Here is a 23,475-nt window from a genome sequence, read left to right on the forward strand (position 1 = left end):
ATCGCGGGCAAGCCCGCTCCCACAGAGTTTGCGTAACCTTGTAGGAGCGAGGCTTGCCCGCGAAGGCGACAGTTCAGTCAATGCAGATCTCAGCTCGGATCAGTGAACTCCACCACCGGCATCGTCCGCTTCATCAACACCTTGCCACCGCGCACCGAATACAGCGGCAAGCCCTGGCTGCGGATCACCTCGTAGTCGTTTTCCTCCGAGAGGATCAACAGGTTCGCCGGCCGCCCGGGTTCAAGCCCGTAGCGTTCACCCAATGCCAGGGCCTTGGCGCTGTTGACGGTGACCAGGTCCAGTGCGTTTTGCAGGTTGCGATACCCGAGCATGTGGCAGATATGCAGGCCGGCTTCGAGTACCCGCATAATGTTGCCGTTGCCCAGCGGGTACCAGGGGTCGACGATCGAGTCCTGGCCGAAACACACGTTCATGCCGGCTTCCAGCAGTTCGTTGACCCGGGTCACGCCCCGGCGTTTCGGAAAATTGTCGAAACGGCCTTGCAGGTGAATGCTTTCGGTAGGGCACGAGACAAAGCTGATCCCGGCGTGCCCGAGCAGGCGAAACAGCTTGGCGCAGTAGGCGTTGTCGTACGAGCCCATGGCCGTGGTATGGCTGGCGGTGACCCGCGAGCCCATGTCGCGGCTGCGGGCTTCTTCGGCCAGCACTTCCAGGAACCGCGACTGCGGGTCGTCGGTTTCATCGCAATGCACGTCCACCAGGCAACCGGTGCGCTCGGCCAGGTCCATGAGGAATTTCACCGAACTGACACCCTGGTCGCGGGTGTACTCGAAATGCGGAATGCCACCCACCACGTCGGCACCCATGCGGATGGCTTCTTCCATCAGCTCGCGACCATTGCGGTAGGACTCGATGCCTTCCTGGGGGAATGCGACGATCTGCATGTCGACCAGATGCCGGCTTTCTTCGCGCACCTCGAGCATGGCCTTGAGCGCCGTGAGCTGCGGGTCGGTGACGTCGACGTGGGTGCGCACGTGCTGGATGCCATGGGCGGCGAGGGCCCTGAGGGTTTTCCTGGCGCGCACTTTGGTGTCTTCTTCGGTGATGGTGACCTTGCGCTCACCCCAGCATTCGATGCCTTCGAACAGCGTGCCACTCATATTCCAGCGCGGTTCGCCAGCGGTCAGGGTGGCATCGAGGTGGATGTGCGGCTCGACGAAGGGCGGCACCACCAGGTTGCCACCGGCGTCCAGATCGTCGGGGCCCAGGGTCGGCGCTTCGGTCTGCCGGGCGATGTTGCTGATCAGGCCGTTTTCCAGGTGCAGTTCATGCAGGCCTTCCTGGTTACGCAGCCGGGCGTTGATGATGTGCATCAGGAGAGTCCTTCAAGATTCTTGTGGGCATTGCCATTAAGTTAGCTCGGCAGTGGCAATCCCCGCCAGCGATGTTGATCACCTCAGTCCAAAATGCACGATTCGGTTTCGTCAGGACGACGGGTGCCGGGGCAAGAAACGCATCAGCGCAGCGACGATGGCTTCGGGAGCATCCTCCTGCACCAAATGCCCGGCGTTGGCGACGGGGTGAAACTGCGCCCCTGGGATCATCTGCTGCAAGGCCCGCCCGCGTTCGATGGGAATCCACTGATCGTCTTCGCCCCAGAGAATCTGCACCGGGCAGCGAATCGACGGGTACAGCCCCTCGGCTTCGCGGGTGTAGCGCTCGTCCATTTGCGCGATCTGCCGATAGAACGCCGCTTGTCCAGGATCGCCCAGCCAGGGTTGCACGTACGGTGCGAGTTCGTCATCGGGGATGTCGCGCTTGATCGCTGCGCGAATATAAGCCGCCACGACGGCCCGCTGAATGTAATCCGGCAGACCGCTGAAAGCGGCTTCGTGCTGACGCACATGCTGCACGAACGGCGAACCCCACGGTGTCAGCGCCACGGGGTCGATCAGTGTCAGGCTGCGGTAATCCTTGCCGTTGAGCAAATGGCTGCGCAGGGCGGTTGCCCCGCCGAAGTCATGGGCCACCACATCCGGGCGATCCAGGCCCCAGTGTTCCAGCAATTGAGCCAACAGCTGGTTTTGCACGCCCAGGGAGACGTCGCCATCGACCTTTTCCGATTGCCCGTAACCCAGCAAGTCGAAATAGTGCACCCGGTGGGTGGTGATGAAGTGCGGCGCAATCCGGTGCCAGACATAGGAAGAGAAGGGCGTGCCATGCACGAACACCAGTGGCGGTCCATCGCCGCGCACGGCGAAGCGAACGCTATGCCCATTGAAGCGATAGCTTTGAGCCAGCGGCCAGTCAGTCATTGGCGTGTCCTCTTGGCGGATGCGAACGCAAAAGCATAGGCATAAAAAAACCACCGGTCTCGGTGGTTTTTTTGATCGATTGGCTCATTCGCCGCGATAGATGCACCCGCTGGTGCAGGTCTCGTGAATCCGGATGGCGCTCAATTCCGGTAGCAGCGGCTTGAGTTCAGCCCAGATGAATTTGGCCAGCACTTCGCTGGTCGGATTCTCCAGGCCAGGAATATCGTTCAGGTAGTTGTGGTCCAGACGCTCGTACAGCGGCTTGAAGATCGCCTTGATTTCCGAGAAGTCACGGATCCAGCCCGTATGCGGATCGAGGTCGCCACTGAGGTGAATCGCCACTTTGAACGAGTGACCGTGCAGGCGGCCGCACTTGTGGCCGTCCGGGACGTGGGGCAGGCGGTGGGCGGATTCGAAGGTAAATTCTTTGAAGATTTCCACAGTGGTTTCAGCTCTGTTCAGGTGGCGATCGCCGCAGCGATGTGGGCAGGAGGCGAGTTTAACAGCTTGTCCTGACTAAAGGGTCAGCAAGCGTTCGGCGAGACGACCGTTGGCCGCCAGTTCGAGAAACTCGTCGCCCAGGCGGCGGCTTTCATCCATCGTCGTGCGCCAGTATTTCTGGCGGCTCGGCGCGTCGCCCATGAAGCGCTTGAAGTCATTCCGATCTGGCAATTTGCCATAGGGTAGGCGTGCCAGGTACTCCTTCGATGGCGCCAGCAGCACGACATCCTGCAAGCGCGCAGGGCAGGCGCGGCGCCACGGCAAAGTCTTGTCGAACCAGCCAGGAATCACCCGGTCGGTGAAGTGCGGATACAGCACGATGTCGTTGCCGCTGTAGGGCAGGTCCAGGTGATAGTCCAGCAGGCCGCCATCGCGGAACGTGCCCGCGCCAGCGCCGGGCAGGTCGCGCACGCCTTCCATCACCATCGGGATCGAGCCCGAGGCCAACAGGGCCTGGCGTAGATTGGAGGTGTCCAGCGCGACGAAGCGCGACGGGAAGTCGTTCAGCGCGTTGACCGGCGGTGCCAGGCGCGGGTCGTGGATGATCAGCCGTTCGAAGTGCCGGGACAACCGCGCACGACCGCGCAGGTTGTCGGCGATCACCGCCGACAAGCCCAAGCCCAGGCGGCCGCGATGGTCTTGCGCGAGCAGGCCGTGGCTTTTCACCACCATGATGTTCAAGCGGTAGTGGGGGTTGTCGAGCAGGGTCGCGTCACGGCCATCGAGCAGATCATCGAGCATGCGCCGTGAGCTTTGGCTGATCTGCGCCATGGTCACGCCTTTGGCGAAGTTCTGTTCGGTATAGAGGTGGCCGAGGCGTCGCAGGCCTTCGGCGGCATCCGGCAAGCAGGCGCTTGCAAAACGCCAGGAGCCCACCGAGGCACCGATCAACGAGCGTTCGCGCGGTGCCGCCGGCAGCCATTCGCCGAACAGTGCCAGGTCCAACCCCTGAATCCCCAGGGCTTTGGGGCCGCCAGCGGCACCGGGTAGCGTGCCGACATCGGCGGCGCTCAAACCCCGCTCGCGAATGCGTGCCAAAGCCCGGGCGCCGGCCTTGAGGGTCAGGGAGGGGAACTTGATATGGATAGCGGTCATACCGGTCTCGAATGCGGGCGAACGGGCGGATTATAAGCGTGTAAGTGACGCGAATTCCGTGATGCCGTGCCCGCCTTTGGCAATGACCGCTGTAAATGACGGTTTATTGGCGTGAAGTGACCTTGTCCGACGAGGCCACCGTGCCGCTGCCGCAATTGATGAAAGAAGAGGATTTCAGCCAGCGCTGGTCCGGATAGTAGGAAAACAGCAACTGCCCATCTTTCATCGAGTCAATCAGGCGGTGGGCGATGGCCGGCCTGACTGCCGGGCAGCCGAGGCTCCTGCCGATCCGGCCGTTGGCGCGCGCCAGTACCGGGCTGACATAGGGCGCGCCGTGAATGACAATGGCCCGGTCGAAGGCGTTATCGTTGAAGCCGGGCTCCAGGCCTTCCATGCGCAAGGAGTAGCCGTTCTGGCCTACGTAGCTCTGTTGGGTGCGGTACAGGCCCAGGCTGGTGGCGAAGCTTTCATTCTGGTTGGAAAACTGGGTCGCCATGTTTTCGCCGCTGTTGCGGCCATGGGCGACCAGTTCGTGGAACAGCAGCTTGCGTTTTTTCAGGTCGAATACCCACAGGCGTTGTTCAGTCGAAGGCAGGGAGTAATCGATCACTGCTAGTCTCTGTGCCGGAGCCGCGCCTTGGGTGCGGGTACACTGTGTTGCGCGAACCGCCAGGGCAATGACCTTGGCATTGGCGTTTGGAGCAGCTTTGGCCAGCGCGACTTCGAGCGAATCGGCGTAGGCTGATGGAAGGAAAGCCGACGTCAGCAACAGGGCTGTCAGTGAGCCAAAGCGAAGTAGCGCCATAAAAATGTCTCATCAGGAATATGTCGAGTCTAGCAGCGAGTTGAACGCTAGCCCTTTGATTACAGGCGATTAAGGATTATCCATGGGTCAATTAACAAGGTTATTCGTCATAAGCCGTGCATTTTTTATGGTCTTTCTGATCAGCGGCACTGCTATGGGTGAAAATTCGCCGATCGTGCCGGTATCTCCGGCATCAGTGAGTGTGCTCGGTGCTGCACCCGATGATGAGATCGGCCAGGCGATCCAGGCGCAGCTCGAACCCCTGCAATCGGCATTTCCTCCGTTGCTGACCTCGCGTAAACATCAACGGTTGGATGTCACCCGGGTGGTTCTGGATTTCTATTCGCACCGCAATTTCCGCGCCGCCTGGATGAACGGGCGCGATGTCAGTCAATTGCTCAAGGGCCTGGATGGCACCCAGGCCGATGGCCTGGTGCCTGAGGATTACCGGGCTGGCGAACTGGCCCAGGCGCAACTGGCGTTGCAGGCAACGGCGCCGACTCCGGCGCAATGGGCGGCTTTCGATCTCGCGGCAACCCGCACGTACATCACGGCGCTGCTGCAGTTGCGGCGCGGCAAGGTTGATCCGGCACGCCTGGACTTTCATTGGAACTTCGAACCCGAGGGCGTCGATCCGCGTGGGGATGTGAACAGCTTCTTTACTGCCCTGGATGATCACGACGTCGATCGCGCGTTCGCTCAGGCGCCGCCCCAGGAAGCCGTTTATCGCAGCCTGCGCGAGAGCCTCGCGCAGTTGCGCAAGGTGCGCGACGCCGGCGGTTGGCCGAAAGTCGCCGAAGGGCAGTCGCTCAAGCCCGGCATGGACAATGCCGCCGTCAGGCAATTGCGCGCGCGCCTGGCGGCGGCCGGGTACCTGGACCCCCACAAGTCCAAGCGTACCGATTACGACGACAGTGTCATTGCTGCGGTGAAGAAGTATCAGCTCGAACAATACCTCGGCGCCGATGGCGTGGCGGGGGCCGGGACACTGGCGGCACTGAACGTGCCGGTCGAGGCGCGAATCGACCAGGTGCGGGTGAACATGGAGCGGGCGCGCTGGTTGCTCTATAAGCTGCAAGGTACGTTTGTGATCGTCGATATCGCTGGCTACAAGGTCGCCCTGTACCGCGACGGCCAGCCGATCTGGCGTTCCCGGGTGCAGGTTGGCAAGCCGTTTCGCAGCACGCCGGTGTTCCAGTCCGAAATCACCTACGTCACGTTCAACCCCACCTGGACCGTGCCGCCGACGATTCTCGTCAAGGATATGCTGCCCAAGATCCAGCAGAATCCAGGCTACCTCGCGGCCAACCGGATTCGCGCCCTGGATCGGGAAGGCAACATGCTGGATCCGTCGACCGTCGACTGGTCCAATGCGCGCGGCATCACGTTGCGCCAGGACGCCGGCCCGGAAAACTCGCTCGGGCAGGTGGTCATCCGGTTCCCCAACGACTATGCGATCTACCTCCACGACACCCCGCATCGCGAACTGTTCGCCAAACCCATGCGTGCCACCAGCTCCGGCTGCATCCGGGTGGAGAACCCGTTGCAGCTGGTGGAACTGCTGTTCAACGACCCTGTGCGCTGGAACGCGGCGGGTATTCAAAAGCAGCTGGCCAACGGCAAGACCCAAAACATCACGCTGCCGGTCAAGGTGCCTGTGCTGCTGGCCTATTGGACAGTAGACCTCAATACCGACGGACGGGTGACGTTCAAACCTGACGTTTACGGTTACGATTCCCCGGTGCTGCGACTCTTGAACCAGCCTTCCAAATTACCTGCGCTGGAGTTGCAACGTGCAGAGCCGTCACTGGTCGTAACAGGTCAAGACAATTTGTAGTCATGGCGCCTTATCGACAAGCCAGGTCGGGGGGAACCCGTTGAAACTATGGAGATGAAAACGGGTCGCAGTTGATCAATCAACAGGGATAGGGATATTGACGATGGATGTTGCCGACAAAAAAACGACCCTCATCACCGGGGCGCTTCGGGTGCACGACCTGGATGAGTGCCGCAACATTCAAAAGGGGCCAGTGTTCATCGTGGCCTCGGGTGCATCGGCCAAAGACTTTCCGTTGCACACGTATGCCGACGTTCCCATGATCACCATGAACGGTGCCATATCGAAATTCACCGGGACGGGTATCAAGCCGTACTTTTATGTCTGCACCGATCAGGGGTTTTCCGAGCAGCAGCCGGAATTGTTCACCGAGGCCATGCGCATCAGCGAGCGGGTTGCACTGTGGGAAAAACATGTCTGGCACACCTCGCTCAAGCCCCAGGGCAAGCTGTACTTGCTGAGCCGGGCACCCAGGCTGTTGTGGAGTGATTTTTTCAGGACTGACAAAGACCTGGTCAGGGTTCGCAAGCTGGGCAGTAGCCGGAACAAGACCCTGGGTTTCAGCAAGAACCTCAAGCGCGGTTTTTTTGACGCTCGCACCGTTGCCTACCTGGCTTTGCAGCTTGCCTATCACCTGGGATTCAACCGGGTGTTCCTGGTGGGCGTCGATCTCGACCCGACGGCAGGGCGCTTCTATGAAATGCCAGGCAGGTTAGTTTCTCCCTGTGTGCTCGATGAGCATTTTCATACCAGGATCCTGCCTTCGTTCGAGATCCTGTCCAAGCAAGTGGTGAACGAGGATTTTCAGGTCTACAACCTGTCCGACGTCTCGAAAATTCCACCGCGACTGATCCCCCGCATGACCCTGGCAGAACTCGACAGGTTGCTCTGACGGATTGTTCATCTGCACGACATTAATCATTTCGAATCACTCTCGTGGTGCGAAAGCGTCCGTGGCTTTGCCAAAGTACCGGCTTTTTTAGACCGGCCCATCGTCGCTCGATGATATTGGCGGTCAAGTCCGCCCGCAGGAGCGTGCCGATGAACAGACTTAACGCCGTGGTAGCGCTGATCGTGCTGACGTTCGCCAACGTCGGCCCGAGCAGCGCCCGGGATTCAGGAAACACCAGGCCGCAATCCGTGGCGGGGGTGTTCGACTACTACCTGTTGGCGCTGTCCTGGTCACCCACCTACTGCCTGACCCATGCTGACGATGCGCAATGTTCCGGCAAAGGCTATGGCTTTGTGCTTCACGGCCTTTGGCCGCAATACACTCGGGGTGGTTGGCCGAAGTCCTGCGCGCCGAGGGTGAAACTCTCGTCGCAGGAGCGGGCCAAGGGCTTGATGCTGTTCCCGTCGCAGAAGCTGCTCGAGCACGAATGGGCCAAGCACGGCACTTGCAGCGGCCTCGGCGCCATCGGTTATCTGGAGGCTTCCGACAAGGCCTTGGGCGCGGTCAGGATTCCCGAGCAACTGCAACCGTTGAGCAGCACCCATTATTTTTCAGCCAGGGATATTGCGCAGATGTTTCGCCAGAGCAATCCAGGGATGGCGGAAGATGGAATTGTGGTGATCTGCAACGGGCCGCAGTTGTCCGAGGTTCGGGTCTGCATGGACAAGGACCTGGTGTTTGCCTCTTGCGGCAAAGGTGTGAAGACCCAATGCCGCGCCGGAGACATCCGGGTTCCGCCTTTGCGGTAATTGATCGCTTCAGCCGAGCGCCAGCCCTGCCTGTACCACCGACAGCAGATTGTTTTCGGTCAGCGCCACTGCATCCGGTCGCGGTGCAGCTTGCTCGATCGCTTGTAGCCACCAATGTGTTGCGCCGTGTTCGTCCACGGTGCGCAACAGGGCCAGTTCGTTGTCACTGGCGTGAATTTCGACACGCCCCTCGCCATCCGCCGTGAAGCGCTCAACGGGGTCGAATGTGATGCTGTGGTGATTGCCGGTGATCACCAGTTGGTCGATGGCATAGTCGAAGGTGTCACCCTGCGGATGGCTCTCGAACACGTGAGTGGGGTTGCGCCGCAGGACCAGGCCAGCCTCGGTCAATGGCTGCAACCAAGCCTCGATCCGGTGATACAGCTCGTTGACCTGGTCCGGCCAGCTGTCGATCGCCTGATCGATGAGGCTGGTAGGCCGGGTCTGTTTCAGTTTTGCGGCCAGATCGTCTGCCTTGCTCATTTCATTTCCCTGTCGTGGTGTAACACTCATCGTAGCTCCTTGAGGGGGATGTGACTGTTGTCCTGCGTCATGTCGCTGACGGTTTTCAGGTGGGCGGGGCAACCATTTGGCATCTGTTGCGCTTTTTTCGTGGGTAACACCGTAGACTTGGCGCCCAAAACCAGGGGCATGGGGTGTCGCTCGTGCCTCGTACTTTCAGGGAGCGCTTTTTGCCAACACGCCTTGATGACCTGAATCACGCCCAGGGCGTTGCCTTGAAGCGCATACCGCTGCGCAAGGCCGCGGTGTTGTTTATCGGCACGGTGTGCCTGTGCCTGTGCGCCTTGCTTTACCTGCAACTGGAACAATCCCGGCGCCATGACTTGAGCCAGGCCCAGGTCGCTTCGTCGAACCTGACGCGGGCCATGGCACAACAGGCACAAGACACCGTCATGCAAGCCGATCTGGTGCTGACCAGCCTGGTGGACTGGATTCAGGTCGACGGATCCGGCCCGGCCCAGCGTCCGCGCTTGCAGAAAACCTTCGCCCGGCGGGTGCAGGCGCTGGGGCAATTGCACGGCATCCTTTTGTTCGACCAAAAGGGCCAATGGGTCGTCACCTCGTTTGAAGCACTGCCTCGCGGGAACGGCGTGGCGGATCGCGAATACTTCAAATTTCACCAGCAGAACGTCTCAACCGTTGCCCACATCGGCCCGGCCATCCGCAGCCGGGAAAATGGCGAATGGATCATTCCGATCTCCAGGCGGGTCAATGACAGGAATGGCCAGTTCCAGGGGGTGTTGCTGGCCGGGATCAAGATGTCGTACTTCGAGCACTTCTTCAAAAGCTTCAGCATCGATGACAACGGCGCGATGTTCCTGGCGTTGACCGATGGCACCTTGTTGGCCCGTCGACCCTATGTACAGGCGCAGATCGGTACGTCATTGGCCAAGGGGGAAATCTTTCAGAACCTGCTGCCCCGGGCGACTTCCGGCAACGCGATGTTCGCCTCCGAGATGGACTCGATTGTCCGCCTGCATGGCTATCGGCAGTTGGAGGCCTACCCGCTGGTGGTTTCGGCGGCATCGTCCCGGGACTCGATCCTGGCGGACTGGTACGACACGGCGTTTCGCTCCAGCGCCATCGTCGTGCTGGTCATGCTGGGCATCGGGCTGATCGGCTGGGTGTTCATTCGCCAGGTGCGTGTGGGTGAGCAGGTCGAGGCGGATTTACGCCAGGCTCAGCAAGCGCTGGAGCTGATTGCCACCCACGACAGCCTGACTGGCCTGGCCAATCGCCGGTTGTTCGAGCGGGCCCTCGATATCGAATTCGGGCGCGGCGCCCGGCAACACAGCCCACTGAGCCTGATCATGCTCGATATCGATTTCTTCAAGCGCTACAACGACACCTACGGTCACGTGGTGGGCGATCACTGCCTGGCCGAAGTGGCGCGTGCCGTGAAAAGTTGCTGCCATCGCAAGGCCGACCTGGCGGTGCGATACGGTGGCGAAGAGTTCGCGGTGTTGCTGCCTGATACCGATATCCAGGGTGCCATGAACCTGGCCGAACAGATTCGCCACGCCGTCATGGGCAAGAACATCAGCCATACCGGTTCGCCCAGCGGCTACGTGACCGTCAGCCTCGGTTGCTATTCGTTCGTGCCGACGGGGCGCGACAGCATGGAAGTGTTCATCCAGCGCGCGGACGCGGCGTTGTACCAGGCCAAGCATTCGGGCAGGAACCGTTCGGCGACGTTGTCGATGGAGGGCGTAGCCGAGGGGCTGATGCGATCGGATCGCTGACGCAACTGCGCAACTGCGCGACTGCCGGTAGCCGATTGTCTGCCTGTCAGAACTTGTTCAATTGATCGTCTAGAGTTCCGATAGCTCTGCCGGTCCCGGCAGATCTCCCCATCGCACGGACGATCGCTACTATGTCGATAACCCAAGCTTTGACCACCATTGCCCTTATCGTTGTGTCCAGCGCGGTGTTTCCGCTGGTCAGTCAGGCGCAATCGAAAATCACCGCCGAAGAAGCGCACGCCATCGGCGTGGATGCCTACGTTTACTTTTACCCGCTGTTGACCATGGACATCACCCGCAAACAATTTACCAACATCGAACCGGGCAAGGAGTTCGGCAAAGGCCCGATGAACATGTTCGTGAGTGTGCCTGAGTACCCGCCGGCAAATTTCAAAGGCGTGGTGCGCTCGAATTTCGACACGTTGTATTCCATCGCCTGGCTAGACCTGACCAAGGAACCACTGGTCATCGCCGCGCCGGACACCGCCGGACGCTTTTATTTGCTGCCGATGCTCGACATGTGGAGTGACGTATTCGCTTCGCCGGGCTGGCGCACCACGGGAACCGACGCCGCGCAGTTCCTGGTCACGCCACCGGGCTGGACCGGCACCGTGCCTGCGGGGCTGAACCATCTGCCGGCGCCAACGCCCTTTGTCTGGGTGATCGGGAGAACCAAGACCGATGGCTCGGCGGACTACGCGGCGGTGCACAAGATCCAGGCCGGCTACACCGTGACGCCGTTGTCACGCCTGGGCAAGGGCGCAGAACCGGTCGCTGTCAAGATCGACCCGGTCGTGGACATGACCACCCCACCGAAAATCCAGGTCGACACGATGTCGGCGGCCGACTATTTCGCCTATGCCGCCGAACTGCTCAAGGTGCATCCGGCCCACGGTACCGACCAGCCGCTACTGGCGCAGATCAAGCGCATCGGCATCGAGCCGGGCAAGTCGTTCAGCATGGATGCCCTGGCCCCTGAAGTAAGAGCTGCCCTGGAGACTGCGCCCAAGGACGCGCAAGCATTGATGGCGTGGAAGGTGCCGACCCTTGCACGCGTGGTCAACGGCTGGTCGATGAACACCGACACCATGGGCGTCTATGGCAACTACTACCTCAAGCGCGCGATCGTGGCGCAGGTGGGACTCGGCGCCAACTTGCCCGAAGACGCGATTTATCCATTGAATATCGGCGATGCAGACGGCAAACCCCTCGACGGTGCGCACAAGTACGTGCTGCATTTCCCCAAGGATGAGGCGCCTCCGGTGAACGCCTTCTGGTCGATCACGCTGTACGACCCCGAAGGTTTCCAGGTGGGCAACGGGCTCAACCGCTTCGCGGTCAGCAGCTGGATGCCGTTCAAGAGCAATGCCGACGGTTCGCTGGACATCTACTTCCAGAATGAAAGCCCCGGCAAGGAACTGGAAGCCAATTGGCTACCGGCGCCCAAGGGGCCGTTCAACCTGACCATGCGCTTGTACGGTCCGAAGGCCGAGGCGTTGAACGGCAAGTGGAATCCGCCGGCGGTCAAGCAGATATAAGCGTGGGCAATCCAGGCAGCCGGCGACGGGCTGTCATCGGGTCCGGCGATCGTCTGGAAAGTCTGCGTCACCGGCGTTGCCGCCAGAGGGCGAGCTCGGCGTGTTGTCCGGTAGCATGGCAGGGCCGCTGGTTGCACCGGATTTAGTGCCTGTCTCATCAGCATCATCGCCGGACGCAGCGAAGGTGGCCAGGGAGGCCGTACACAGCAATCCAGCGAGAAACAGCGAGGTGATTCTGGTGTTCATCATGGTCCGTCTCCAAAAGATGAGTCGTTACCTGAAACTGGTGTGAAGGTCGGGGTGGTTGATGCCAGCTCGATGACGAGTGGCAGGCTACGGTGGAGCGAACACCTGGCAGGTAACGCGGTCACACCCAAGAGGCTCAGCCAGACGGGACGGTAGTCATGAAAAAGCTGCGAATCGCGACGTTCAACGTCAACGGCATGCGCGCCCGCCTGCCGAATCTGTTGGTCTGGCTTGAGCGTGAGCAACCGGACATCGCCTGCCTTCAGGAGCTCAAGTCGGTCGACAGTGCGTTTCCCGCCGCGCAGCTTGAGGCCATCGGCTATGGGGCGATCTGGCAGGGGCAAGCGTCGTGGAACGGGGTGGCGATCCTGGCGCGGGATGCGCAGCCGCTGGAAAGCCGCCGAGGTCTGCCGGGCGATGCCGACGATAGTCACAGCCGGTATCTGGAAGCTGCCGTACACGGGATCGTGGTGGGTTGTCTGTACTTGCCCAACGGCAACCCGCAACCGGGGCCGAAGTTCGATTACAAACTGGCCTGGTTCGAGCGCCTGATACGCTACGCTCAGGCGCTGCAGGGCAGTGAGCATCCGGTGGTGCTGGCGGGTGACTACAATGTGGTTCCCACCGACCTCGATATCTACAACCCACGTTCCTGGCTCAAGGATGCCTTGCTGCAACCCGAGAGCCGCGAGTGTTACCAGCGTCTGCTGGATCAGGGTTGGACTGATGCCGTGCGACAGCTGTATCCGCACGAGCGGGTCTACACCTTCTGGGACTATTTTCGCCAGCACTGGCAGAAGAACTCCGGGTTACGCATCGATCACCTGTTGCTCAACCCGGCCTTGAGTCCTTACCTGGAGGAGGCCGGTGTCGATGCCTGGGTGCGCAACGAACCCCATGCCAGCGATCATGCGCCCACCTGGATTCAATTGGGCTCGCGCAAGCGCCGTTGATTGTTCTTGCCGGCCGATTGGCTAAATCAATTGTCGTTCGTGCCCCTTCATCCCTTATACATAGCGTCCACAGCTTGCGTGCATAAGGATCAAGCGATGAGCGAGCCACGTCTGACAGACCCTGCTGCCTACCTGCAACGCCTGGGATTCGAAGCGCCCCCGGCACCGACGCTTGAAACCTTGCGCCTGCTTCAATTGCGTCACACCGGTGCCTTTGCGTTTGAAAACCTCACCACGCTGGCGGGCGAGCCGGTGCGCATCGACTTGGCGTCGGTCGAGCAAAAGGTCCTGCAGGATGGGCGCGGCGGTTACTGCTACGAACTCAACTATCTGTTTCTGACCTTGCTACAGACGCTCGGCTTCGACGCGCGGGGCATCAGCGGGCGCGTGGTCATGGGCCAGCCGGAAGGTGCCTGGACCGCGCGTACGCACCGCTTGAGCCTGGTGACGCTCGATGGCGTGCGCTACATCACCGACGTCGGCTTTGGTGGAATGGTACCCACCGCACCGCTGTTGCTCGACAGCCTTGATGAGCAATTGACTCCCCACGAGCCGTATCGCATCGAGCAGCACACCGACGGCTACACCCTGCGCGCCAAGGTCGCGAATGAATGGCGCCCAATGTACATCTTCGACCTGCAGCGCCAGGAGGGCATCGATTACTCCGTCGGCAATTGGTACGTCTCGACCCACCCCGAATCATCGTTCACCAAGCAGCTGATGGTGGCCCGAACCGGGGAAGGGTGGCGACGTACCCTCAATAACGGCAGCTTTGCGATCCATCGCATGGGGCAGGACAGCGAGCGCCGGGAAGTGGCCGATTTACAGGAGTTGATTGGCGTGTTGGAAAGCGAGTTCGAGATTCGGGTGCCCATGCATGCGACGTTGATGCGCACACTTGAGCGATTGATAGCGCCGCAATAGGCGGTTCATCGTGCACACAATAAAGGTGCGGATTGGATTGGCCTGCCCCTTTTCCGTGCCTGATTACGGCCGGGCTTCGGGCTCCATCACCCGCTGAATTTCGCTGAGGGCTTGCGCGAGCTTTTTTTCCAGGCTTTTCAACTCAGAGGCGGTGATCCCCTTTTTCAGGTGCCTGGCCGTGCTGCTCTCTGCTTTGGCATGCTCGGTCAGCAACGCCCGGCGCAGGTTTTTTGCGAGGTGGCGCGCGGTGGCACACAGTCTGCATGAACGACCGTTCATAATTTGACTGGCAAGTTGTATACAACTCTATAGACATTTGTCCTGGATCTTGAATACAGTGTGCGCATAACAAAAACCAGGGAACCCCCTAACATGAAAACGCCCCATGTTTCACACCAACGGCCTGAAGATGAGAATCTCGGGATCGGCGCGAATATGGCTTACGGCCTGCAACATGTTCTGACCATGTACGGTGGCATCGTCGCGGTGCCTTTGATCATTGGTCAGGCGGCCGGGCTGTCGCCGGCGGACATCGGTTTGTTGATTGCTGCTTCATTGTTTGCGGGGGGGCTGGCCACGTTGCTGCAAACCCTGGGTCTACCGTTTTTCGGTTGTCAGTTGCCGCTGGTACAGGGCGTGTCGTTCTCCGGCGTCGCGACCATGGTGGCGATTGTCAGCAGTGGCGGTGAGGGCGGATTTCAGTCGATCCTGGGGGCGGTGATAGCCGCGTCCCTGATCGGGTTGCTGATCACGCCGGTGTTCTCGCGAATCACCAAGTTCTTTCCGCCGCTGGTCACGGGCATCGTGATCACCACCATCGGCCTGACGCTGATGCCGGTGGCGGCACGCTGGGCCATGGGTGGCAACAGTCACGCCCCCGACTTTGGCAGCATGGCCAACATCGGCCTGGCAGCGGTGACGCTGGTGCTGGTGCTGTTGTTGAGCAAGATCGGCAGCGCCACCATCTCAAGGTTGTCGATCCTGTTGGCAATGGTCATCGGTACGGTGATCGCGGTGTTCCTCGGCATGGCGGATTTCTCGTCCGTCAGCCAGGGGCCGATGTTCGGTTTCCCGACACCCTTCCACTTTGGCATGCCGACCTTCCACTTCGCGGCGATCCTGTCGATGTGCATCGTGGTCATGGTGACGCTGGTGGAGACGTCGGCCGATATCCTGGCCGTGGGTGAAATCATCGACACCAAGGTCGACTCCAAGCGCCTGGGCAATGGTCTGCGCGCGGACATGCTGTCGAGCATGATCGCACCGATCTTCGGCTCCTTCACCCAAAGCGCCTTCGCCCAGAACGTCGGGCTGGTGGCGGTGACTGGCATCAAGAGCCGTTATGTGGTGGCCACCGGCGGCCTGTTCCTGGTGATCCTCGGCCTGCTGCCGTTCATGGGGCGTGTGATCGCCGCCGTACCAACCTCCGTCCTCGGCGGAGCTGGCATCGTACTGTTTGGCACCGTTGCGGCCAGCGGCATTCGGACGCTGTCCAAGGTCGACTACCGCAATAACGTCAACCTGATCATCGTTGCGACCTCCATCGGTTTCGGCATGATCCCGATTGCCGCGCCGAACTTCTACGATCACTTCCCAAGCTGGTTCGCCACGATCTTCCATTCGGGCATCAGCTCCTCGGCAATCATGGCCATCGTGCTCAACCTGACCTTTAACCACCTCACCGCCGGTAACTCCGACCAGCAGTCGGTGTTTGCAGCGGGTACCGAGCGGGTACTGCGCTATCAAGACCTGGCGGCGTTGCGCGAAGGGGATTACTTCAGCGATGGCAAGTTGCACGACTGTGATGGCAAGGAGATCCCGGTGGTGGAGTCGGCGCACGGGACGGTCGACCCGCGGCCGGTGCTGGCTAAAAGCAGCGAGCATGTCTGACCTGTATCGCGGATGAAAAAAGGCCGATCTGTTGAATGGACAGATCGGCCTTTTCTTTGCGGATCACAAGATCGCAGCCTTTTGCATCGACCACAAAAAAGCCCCTGAATCTTTCGATTCAGGGGCTTTTGATATTGCTGTCTGGCTCCACGACCTGGACTCGAACCAGGGACCCAGTGATTAACAGTCACTTGCTCTACCAACTGAGCTATCGCGGAATGGCGCCTATGTTACTGATTCAAAAAGAGAAGTCAAGCGTTTGATAGTAAAATGAGGGTTTCATGAGGACGGACGGTGGTTTATCGCTGATTGGCGGTTACCGGAATCGCTGGCGGGGGCTAACATGGCCGCCCGGAAGTGGTTTCACGCGCTGCCGGCCATTCGCCGATAAGGTACGTGCCATGACTTGCTTGACCGCCACAAAACCTCGACACAACGGGGTGTTCCCATGAGCATCGCACAAATCAGCCTGCCCAAGGGGGTCGGCCCGCACGCCGAAAAACTGTTCGATGCAATCACCCAGGCCAGCAACGCCGATGAGTTGAACCGTGCAGGGGGTAAGGCCGAGGGTTTTGTCCTGGGCCTGGAAAGCACCAAGGCGATCAAGGGCCAGGTGGCTGAATCGCTGTATGTCGCCTATGACGATGCCGCCAGCCAGCGCGCAACCGAACTGGCCTAACCGCCGAAGGTAATGGTGCCAAGCATCAGTTTGGCGTAGAGCGCCGTGGCACCCAGCTGCACCAGCCACAGGGCCAGGCCGCCGAGAAATACGCCGGCAGCGACTTGCATCACCAGGTTGTTGCCGCGTCGTTTGGCCGGGGCGCGGGGGATGAAATCATCCAGGTCGTCGCGATCATCGCGGTCAGCGCGTAGGTCATCGATTTTCATGTCGTTTCTCGCAGGAATTTCAAGGTACACATATTACCTGTGGAAGCGGGCAAGCCCGCTCCCACATTTGATCTGCGTACAGTTTAGAGGTGTGGGTCAAGCCTTTGAGATTTATCTGCGACAAATAAAAAACGGGAAGCCGAAGGCTTCCCGTTTTTCGTATCAGCAGACCAATCAGATCACCTGAACGATCGCATCCGTCACAACCTTGATGTTGCTCTGGTTCAGCGCAGCCACGCAGATACGACCGGTGTCCAGGGCGTAGATGCCGAACTCGTTGCGCAGGCGATGCACTTGTTCAACGCTCAGGCCGGAGTACGAGAACATGCCGCACTGACGACCGACGAAGCTGAAATCGCGCTGAGGCGCTTTTTGTGCCAGCAGGTCGACCATCTGGGTGCGCATGCCACGAATGCGCAGGCGCATTTCGGCCAGTTCGGCCTCCCACTGGGCGCGCAGTTCCGGGCTGTTCAGCACCGCAGCGACAACGCTGGCACCGTGAGTCGGCGGGTTGGAGTAGTTGGTGCGGATCACGCGTTTGACTTGCGACAACACGCGCGCGCTTTCTTCTTTTGATTCGCTGACGATCGACAGGGCGCCAACGCGCTCGCCGTACAGCGAGAACGACTTGGAGAACGAGCTGGAAGCGAAGAAAGTCAGGCCCGACTCAGCAAACAGGCGTACGGCAGCGGCGTCTTCGTCGATGCCATCGCCGAAGCCCTGGTAGGCCATGTCGAGGAACGGCACGTGGCCTTTGGCTTTAACGACTTCCAGGACGTTTTTCCAGTCCGCCGGGCTCAGGTCCACGCCGGTCGGGTTGTGGCAGCAGGCGTGCAGCACAATGATCGAGCCATTTGGCAGCGCGTTCAGGTCTTCCAGCATGCCGGTACGGTTCACATCGTGGGTCGCGGCGTCGTAGTAACGGTAGTTCTGCACCGGGAAACCGGCGGTTTCGAACAGCGCGCGGTGGTTTTCCCAGCTCGGATCGCTGATTGCCACAACGGCGTTCGGCAGCAGTTGCTTGAGGAAGTCGGCACCGATTTTCAGTGCGCCGGTACCGCCGACAGCCTGAGTGGTGATTACACGGCCAGCGGCGATCAGCGGCGAATCATTGCCGAACAGCAGTTTTTGCACAGCCTGGTCGTAGGCGGCGATGCCGTCGATTGGCAGGTAGCCACGGGAAACGTGTTGAGCGGCGCGAATGGTTTCGGCTTCGACAACGGCGCGCAGGAGTGGAATTTTCCCCTCCTCGTTGCAATAAACACCGACTCCCAGGTTGACCTTGTTGGTACGGGTATCGGCGTTGAATGCTTCGTTGAGGCCCAGGATTGGATCGCGTGGTGCCATTTCGACAGCGGAGAACAGGCTCATTTTTGCGGCGGCTCTGAATGGAGAATGGAGGGACGTGTCGCGCTCCAGCCGAATGCACTAGAGCGGTGCACAAACGGGGAGCTAGTATAGAGGCCATCCGCGAGTGATGGCGACAGACGAATCGGCTTTTAAGGTAAGTTTTTTCCATTATTTTTCGACCGTTAGTCGATTGGCGCCGTCAAAGGCTTTACCCGTTGTAGGACGTTTGCCTTGAAAGCGCTGGCAATCGGCTCCACATTGAGCGCAATCCAGTTTTTTCCTCGCGCGACATCGGTCGTTTGCGGTCTTTCTCGTTCGTGTCGGTTTACCGGCAAGAGTGATCCCAGGGGTTTTACATGTCGGAATTCCAGCTAGTCACCCGCTTCGAGCCCGCCGGCGATCAACCGGAGGCCATCCGCCTGATGGTCGAAGGCATTGAGGCCGGCCTGGCGCACCAGACGTTGCTCGGTGTGACCGGTTCAGGCAAGACCTTCAGCATCGCCAACGTGATCGCCCAGGTACAGCGCCCGACGTTGGTGCTGGCGCCCAACAAGACCCTCGCCGCGCAGTTGTATGGTGAGTTCAAGGCGTTTTTCCCGAACAATGCCGTCGAGTACTTCGTTTCCTACTACGACTACTACCAGCCTGAAGCCTACGTGCCGTCTTCGGACACCTTCATCGAGAAAGACGCCTCGATCAACGACCATATCGAGCAGATGCGGCTGTCCGCGACCAAGGCTCTGCTGGAGCGCAAGGACGCGATCATCGTCACCACGGTGTCGTGCATCTACGGCCTGGGCAGTCCGGAAACCTATCTGAAGATGGTTTTGCACGTGGATCGCGGCGACAAGCTTGACCAGCGTGAATTGCTGCGACGCCTGGCCGACCTGCAATACACCCGCAACGACATGGAATTCGCCCGCGCGACGTTCCGTGTGCGCGGCGATGTGATTGATATCCACCCGGCGGAATCGGATTTTGAAGCGATCCGCATCGAACTCTTCGACGATGAAGTGGAAAGCCTGTCGGCATTCGATCCGCTGACCGGTGAAGTCATTCGCAAGCTGCCGCGCTTCACCTTCTATCCAAAAAGCCACTACGTAACGCCCCGGGAAACCCTGATGGGCGCCGTCGAAGGGATCAAGGTCGAGTTGCAGGAACGCCTGGAATACCTGCGCTCCAACAACAAACTGGTGGAGGCCCAACGTCTGGAGCAGCGCACCCGGTTTGACCTGGAGATGATTCTCGAGCTGGGTTATTGCAACGGCATCGAGAACTATTCGCGCTACCTGTCCGGTCGCGAAGCGGGGGCAGCGCCACCGACCCTCTACGATTACCTGCCGGCTGATGCCTTGCTGGTGATCGACGAATCCCACGTCAGCGTGCCGCAAGTGGGCGCCATGTACAAAGGCGACCGGTCGCGTAAAGAGACGCTGGTGGAATATGGCTTCCGCCTGCCGTCGGCGCTGGACAACCGGCCGATGCGTTTCGACGAGTGGGAAAGCATCAGCCCGCAGACGATTTTTGTCTCGGCGACGCCGGGCAACTATGAAGCCGAACACGCCGCACGCGTCATTGACATGGTGGTGCGTCCGACCGGGCTGGTAGACCCGCAAATCGAGATCCGCCCGGCACTGACCCAGGTCGACGACTTGCTGTCGGAAATCACCAAGCGCGTCGCACTGGAAGAGCGAGTGCTGGTCACCACGCTGACCAAGCGCATGGCCGAGGACTTGACCGACTACCTGGCCGATCACGGCGTGCGTGTACGTTATCTGCACTCGGACATCGACACCGTGGAACGGGTGGAAATCATCCGCGATTTGCGCCTTGGCGCCTTTGACGTGCTGGTGGGGATCAACCTGCTGCGTGAGGGTCTGGACATGCCCGAAGTGTCGCTGGTGGCGATCCTCGATGCCGACAAGGAAGGCTTCCTGCGTTCCGAGCGCTCGCTGATCCAGACCATCGGCCGGGCAGCGCGTAACCTCAATGGCCGGGCGATTCTGTATGCCGACCGGATCACGGGTTCCATGGAGCGGGCGATCGGTGAAACCGAGCGCCGCCGCGACAAGCAGATCGCCTTCAACCTGGCCAACGGCATCACGCCCAAGGGCGTGTTCAAGGACGTTGCCGACATCATGGAAGGCGCCACCGTGCCGGGTTCGCGCAGCAAGAAGCGCAAGGGCATGGCCAAGGCCGCCGAGGAAAACGCCCGGTACGAAGCCGAATTGCGTTCGCCGGGTGAGATCGCCAAGCGCATCAAGGCGCTGGAAGAGAAAATGTACCAGTTGGCGCGTGATCTGGAGTTCGAAGCGGCGGCGCAGATGCGCGACGAGATTGCCAAGTTGCGGGAGCGGTTGATTACTGTTTGATTTACGATGCCTGTCATGGCCTCATCGCGAGCAAGCTCGCTCCCACAGGGATTGAAGGTGTTCACATAATTTGTGTCCAACTCATACCCTGTGGGAGCGAGCTTGCTCGCGATGGGCGCGCTGCGGTCTCAATGCGCTTCCCCAGCCTTCAGTCCGGCCGGCAGTTTTTTGGTCAACAGCACCGCCAACATGCTGATCCCCAGCGCAATCCCGACAAAATGAAACGCATCGTTGTAGGCCATGATCGACGCCTGCTGATGGGCGATCTCACTGAGTTTGCCCAACGCCGCCGTTTCGTTTCCCAGGGTGATGGTCAATGACGCAAGACGTTCCGCCACCTGCGGATTGCTCGGCACGATCGCCTCGCGCAGATAATCGAAGTAGGTCTTGGTCCGCGCATCCAGCAGGGTGGCGAGGAGGGCGATGCCGATGGCGCCGCCGAGGTTGCGCAGGATGTTGAACAGGCTCGACGCCGAGCCCGCATCCTGGGGCAGGATGTATGCCGTGGCGATCAGCGAAATGGTGACCATGATCAGCGGTTGCCCAAGGGCGCGGACGATCTGGATCTGGTTGAACTGTGGCCCGGCGAAATCCGGGTTGAGCACGCCAGAGGAAAAACTCGCCAGGCCGAACAGGCCGAAGCCAATCGTGCACAGCCATTTCGGCGAGACCACTTTCATCAACTTGGGCACCAGCGGGATCAGGAACAGCTGCGGCACGCCCATCCACATGATCACTTCGCCGATCTGCAAGGCGTTGTAGTTCTGGATCTGCGCCAGATACAGCGGCAACAGATAGATCGACCCGTACAGGCCAACCCCCATTCCGATGCTGGAAATGCTCGATAGACCGAAGTTGCGATTGCCCAGGATGCCGAGGTTGATCAGCGGATTGGGCTTGGAAAACTGCACGATCACGAAGGTGATCAGGCTGATCAGGGCGATGCTGCCCAAGGCTACGATCAGGTCGGATTCGAGCCAGTCCTTGCGATGACCTTCCTCCAGGAACACCTGCAGGCAGCCCAGGCCGACGCCCAGGGTGACAATACCGGCGTAGTCGGTGCTTTTCAGCAATTCCCAGTGAGCTGCTTTCTTTTCCAGGCCGTACATCAGGCCGGCGATCATGAGCAGGCCAGGCGGGATGTTGATGTAGAAAATGTATTCCCAGCCCCAGTTTTCCGTCAGCCAGCCACCCAGCGTCGGGCCGATGGAGGGGGCGAAGGTTGCTGTCATCGCAAACATGGCCATGCCTTTGGCGCGGTGATGCTCGGGGAGTTTGATCAGGGTCAGGGTGAAGGCCAGCGGGATCAGCGCACCGCCCGTGAAGCCCTGCAAGGCACGAAAGACGATCATGCTTTCCAGGCTCCAGGCCATGGAGCACAGCAGCGAAGCGACGAGAAAACCGAGGGATACCCACACCGCCAGGCGTCGCGCCGACAACAGCTGAACCAGCCACGCGGTCAGCGGGATCATGATGATTTCCGCCACCAGGTACGAGGTGGAAATCCACGAACCTTCTTCCAGGGTTGCCGACAGTGCGCCCTGAATGTCCTTGAGCGAGGAGTTGGTGATCTGGATATCGAGCACCGCCATGAAGGCGCCGAGCATCACGCTCATCACCGCGATCCAGTCCCGCCGGGTCGGTTCCCCGACCGGGCGGATCAGTTGATCACCGGCCATCGTCAGGGGTGTCTTTGCTGCTGACTTTGGTGGTGAGATCTTCAGGTGCGTCCTTGATGTTCACCTTGGCAGTCACCGACATGCCCGGGCGGATCTTGCCGCGCAAAGGGTTGTCGGCGGCGAAGGTCAGTTTCACCGGGATCCGTTGCACGACTTTGGTGAAGTTGCCCGTGGCATTGTCCGGCGGCAGCAGGCTGAACTGCGCACCCGAGGCGGCGAACAAGCTGTCGACCCGGGCTTCGATCGGCGTGTCGCCGTAGGCGTCGAAGGTCAGTTCGGCTTTCTGTCCGGGGTGCATGTGGCCAATCTGGGTTTCCTTGAAGTTGGCCTGAATCCAGATGTCTTCATCGGGCACCACCGACAGCAGATAGGCGCCGGCCTGTACGTATTGGCCATTGCGCGCGGCACGCTGGCCGATCAGGCCGCTGATCGGCGCATGGATTTCACTGCGGGTGAGGTTCAGCTCGGCCTGGGCCAGGTCGGCCCTGGCATTGGCGATTTGCGCGTCGAGGCGTTTGATTTCGGCATTCAGCGCGTTGATTTGCTGGCGCTGGCCCTGGGCGTCCGCCTGGGCCTTGAGCAACTGTGAACGGGCAATGTGATTGTCGGCGGAGAGCGTGGTCACGCGTTCTTCCGAGACATAACCGGGCTTGCGCAAAGTCTCGGCACGGGTCAGGTCGATCTGTGAACGGCCGAGGCTCGCCTGGCTGGACGCCACTTGCGCATCGCTGGCGGCGATCAGGCTGGCCTGCTGGGCCAGTTTGCTCTGGGCTTGCAGGCGTTCGGCCTGGCGGGTGGCGAGTGTCGCGTTGGCGCGGTCGACCGCCAGGCGAAAATCATCGCCTTCAAGCCTGATCAGCAATTGGCCTTTCTCGACGTGCTGGTTGTCCTGCACCAGCACCTGATCGATGCGCGCCCCCAACTGGCTCGACACCCGGGTGATCTCGCCCTGGACATAGGCGTTGTCCGTGCTTTCATAAAACCGCCCGTTGAAAAACCAATGGGCGAAAAAGCCCCCGGCGATCAGCAGGACAATCGACAGGAAGATGGACAGGCGACGCTTGAGTTGGGCAGGCATGGGGCAAACTGTAGTCGAGAATATGTAAGGAAAGTTATCAGCAGGTGAATCTGGCATACAGCCGATAAACGGTAAATG

21 protein-coding genes and 1 tRNA gene are annotated in these 23,475 nt (G+C 60.2%); 10 read left to right on the top strand and 12 right to left on the bottom strand.

Annotation, left to right across the window (positions count from 1 at the left end; genetic code table 11):
- Positions 1 to 89: 89 nt before the first annotated feature.
- The 5 genes from codA to ACIO0C_RS04535 all read right to left on the bottom strand — a co-directional run bounded on the left by codA (position 90) and on the right by ACIO0C_RS04535 (position 4,677).
- Positions 90 to 1,334, bottom strand: coding sequence for a cytosine deaminase (gene codA / locus ACIO0C_RS04515; RefSeq protein ID WP_401308392.1), 1,245 nt, complete (start codon positions 1,332 to 1,334; stop codon positions 90 to 92).
- Between the two features lie 111 nt (positions 1,335 to 1,445).
- Positions 1,446 to 2,276: an alpha/beta fold hydrolase gene (locus ACIO0C_RS04520; protein ID WP_401308395.1), complete on the bottom strand. Its 831-nt coding sequence runs from the start codon at positions 2,274 to 2,276 to the stop codon at positions 1,446 to 1,448.
- Positions 2,277 to 2,360: 84 nt separating this feature from the next.
- Positions 2,361 to 2,717 (bottom strand): 6-carboxytetrahydropterin synthase QueD, encoded by a 357-nt coding sequence (queD, locus tag ACIO0C_RS04525; protein ID WP_008056290.1) that lies wholly within the window; start codon positions 2,715 to 2,717, stop codon positions 2,361 to 2,363.
- A 75-nt stretch (positions 2,718 to 2,792) separates the two neighbouring features.
- Positions 2,793 to 3,872: a patatin-like phospholipase family protein gene (locus tag ACIO0C_RS04530; RefSeq protein WP_401308398.1), complete on the bottom strand. Its 1,080-nt coding sequence runs from the start codon at positions 3,870 to 3,872 to the stop codon at positions 2,793 to 2,795.
- 103 nt (positions 3,873 to 3,975) lie between these two features.
- The gene (locus tag ACIO0C_RS04535) at positions 3,976 to 4,677 is read right to left on the bottom strand and encodes a murein L,D-transpeptidase catalytic domain family protein (protein ID WP_401308401.1); all 702 of its coding nucleotides are present in this window, start codon (positions 4,675 to 4,677) and stop codon (positions 3,976 to 3,978) included.
- 82 nt (positions 4,678 to 4,759) lie between these two features.
- On the opposite strand from ACIO0C_RS04535, the gene ACIO0C_RS04540 reads away from it, so the two are divergent.
- From ACIO0C_RS04540 to ACIO0C_RS04550, 3 genes are all read left to right on the top strand, one after another.
- Entirely contained in the window at positions 4,760 to 6,514 is a 1,755-nt protein-coding gene (locus tag ACIO0C_RS04540) for a murein L,D-transpeptidase (RefSeq protein ID WP_401308404.1), read from the top strand.
- 103 nt (positions 6,515 to 6,617) lie between these two features.
- The gene (locus ACIO0C_RS04545) at positions 6,618 to 7,406 is read left to right on the top strand and encodes a lipopolysaccharide biosynthesis protein (RefSeq protein WP_401308407.1); all 789 of its coding nucleotides are present in this window, start codon (positions 6,618 to 6,620) and stop codon (positions 7,404 to 7,406) included.
- 149 nt (positions 7,407 to 7,555) lie between these two features.
- Positions 7,556 to 8,215 (top strand): ribonuclease, encoded by a 660-nt coding sequence (locus tag ACIO0C_RS04550; RefSeq protein WP_401308409.1) that lies wholly within the window; start codon positions 7,556 to 7,558, stop codon positions 8,213 to 8,215.
- Between the two features lie 9 nt (positions 8,216 to 8,224).
- Here ACIO0C_RS04550 and ACIO0C_RS04555 read toward each other — a convergent pair whose 3' ends face one another.
- On the bottom strand, positions 8,225 to 8,698 hold the full coding sequence (locus ACIO0C_RS04555; protein ID WP_401308411.1) for a hypothetical protein: 474 nt from the start codon (positions 8,696 to 8,698) through the stop codon (positions 8,225 to 8,227).
- 209 nt (positions 8,699 to 8,907) lie between these two features.
- Here ACIO0C_RS04555 and ACIO0C_RS04560 point away from each other — a divergent pair, with 209 nt between their 5' ends.
- Together ACIO0C_RS04560 and ACIO0C_RS04565 are read left to right on the top strand one after the other, a co-directional pair.
- Positions 8,908 to 10,479, top strand: coding sequence for a diguanylate cyclase (locus tag ACIO0C_RS04560; protein ID WP_401308414.1), 1,572 nt, complete (start codon positions 8,908 to 8,910; stop codon positions 10,477 to 10,479).
- Between the two features lie 131 nt (positions 10,480 to 10,610).
- Positions 10,611 to 12,017 (top strand): DUF1254 domain-containing protein, encoded by a 1,407-nt coding sequence (locus ACIO0C_RS04565; RefSeq protein WP_401308417.1) that lies wholly within the window; start codon positions 10,611 to 10,613, stop codon positions 12,015 to 12,017.
- 33 nt (positions 12,018 to 12,050) lie between these two features.
- Here ACIO0C_RS04565 and ACIO0C_RS04570 read toward each other — a convergent pair whose 3' ends face one another.
- Complete coding sequence (locus ACIO0C_RS04570) at positions 12,051 to 12,266, bottom strand: hypothetical protein (protein ID WP_401308420.1); 216 nt, start codon at positions 12,264 to 12,266, stop codon at positions 12,051 to 12,053.
- Between the two features lie 155 nt (positions 12,267 to 12,421).
- On the opposite strand from ACIO0C_RS04570, the gene ACIO0C_RS04575 reads away from it, so the two are divergent.
- The 3 genes from ACIO0C_RS04575 to ACIO0C_RS04585 all read left to right on the top strand — a co-directional run bounded on the left by ACIO0C_RS04575 (position 12,422) and on the right by ACIO0C_RS04585 (position 16,030).
- Entirely contained in the window at positions 12,422 to 13,216 is a 795-nt protein-coding gene (locus tag ACIO0C_RS04575; RefSeq protein WP_401308423.1) for an exodeoxyribonuclease III, read from the top strand.
- Between the two features lie 96 nt (positions 13,217 to 13,312).
- The gene (locus ACIO0C_RS04580; protein WP_401308426.1) at positions 13,313 to 14,140 is read left to right on the top strand and encodes an arylamine N-acetyltransferase; all 828 of its coding nucleotides are present in this window, start codon (positions 13,313 to 13,315) and stop codon (positions 14,138 to 14,140) included.
- 372 nt (positions 14,141 to 14,512) lie between these two features.
- Positions 14,513 to 16,030: a nucleobase:cation symporter-2 family protein gene (locus ACIO0C_RS04585; protein WP_401308429.1), complete on the top strand. Its 1,518-nt coding sequence runs from the start codon at positions 14,513 to 14,515 to the stop codon at positions 16,028 to 16,030.
- 142 nt (positions 16,031 to 16,172) lie between these two features.
- On the opposite strand, the gene ACIO0C_RS04590 is transcribed toward ACIO0C_RS04585, so the two are convergent.
- Positions 16,173 to 16,248, bottom strand: a tRNA-Asn gene (locus ACIO0C_RS04590).
- Between the two features lie 230 nt (positions 16,249 to 16,478).
- On the opposite strand from ACIO0C_RS04590, the gene ACIO0C_RS04595 reads away from it, so the two are divergent.
- A complete protein-coding gene (locus ACIO0C_RS04595; protein WP_401308432.1) occupies positions 16,479 to 16,709 on the top strand; it encodes a hypothetical protein in 231 nt (76 codons plus the stop codon).
- Here the strand turns inward: ACIO0C_RS04595 and ACIO0C_RS04600 are convergent.
- Positions 16,706 to 16,918, bottom strand: coding sequence for a hypothetical protein (locus ACIO0C_RS04600; RefSeq protein ID WP_401308435.1), 213 nt, complete (start codon positions 16,916 to 16,918; stop codon positions 16,706 to 16,708). The genes ACIO0C_RS04595 and ACIO0C_RS04600 overlap by 4 nt on opposite strands.
- A 174-nt stretch (positions 16,919 to 17,092) precedes the next feature.
- Positions 17,093 to 18,289, bottom strand: a complete 1,197-nt coding sequence (locus ACIO0C_RS04605) for an amino acid aminotransferase (protein WP_175388342.1) — start codon at positions 18,287 to 18,289, stop codon at positions 17,093 to 17,095.
- Between the two features lie 335 nt (positions 18,290 to 18,624).
- Between ACIO0C_RS04605 and uvrB the strand changes: the two genes are divergently transcribed.
- The gene (gene uvrB / locus ACIO0C_RS04610) at positions 18,625 to 20,640 is read left to right on the top strand and encodes an excinuclease ABC subunit UvrB (protein WP_401308438.1); all 2,016 of its coding nucleotides are present in this window, start codon (positions 18,625 to 18,627) and stop codon (positions 20,638 to 20,640) included.
- 128 nt (positions 20,641 to 20,768) lie between these two features.
- On the opposite strand, the gene ACIO0C_RS04615 is transcribed toward uvrB, so the two are convergent.
- Both ACIO0C_RS04615 and ACIO0C_RS04620 read right to left on the bottom strand, forming a co-directional pair.
- Complete coding sequence (locus ACIO0C_RS04615; protein ID WP_401308571.1) at positions 20,769 to 22,259, bottom strand: MDR family MFS transporter; 1,491 nt, start codon at positions 22,257 to 22,259, stop codon at positions 20,769 to 20,771.
- Between the two features lie 49 nt (positions 22,260 to 22,308).
- The gene (locus ACIO0C_RS04620; RefSeq protein ID WP_401308441.1) at positions 22,309 to 23,397 is read right to left on the bottom strand and encodes an HlyD family secretion protein; all 1,089 of its coding nucleotides are present in this window, start codon (positions 23,395 to 23,397) and stop codon (positions 22,309 to 22,311) included.
- Positions 23,398 to 23,475: the final 78 nt, after the last annotated feature.

It is taken from the genome of Pseudomonas sp. NPDC087336 (assembly GCF_044744285.1).
Classification (GTDB): Bacteria; Pseudomonadota; Gammaproteobacteria; order Pseudomonadales; family Pseudomonadaceae; genus Aquipseudomonas.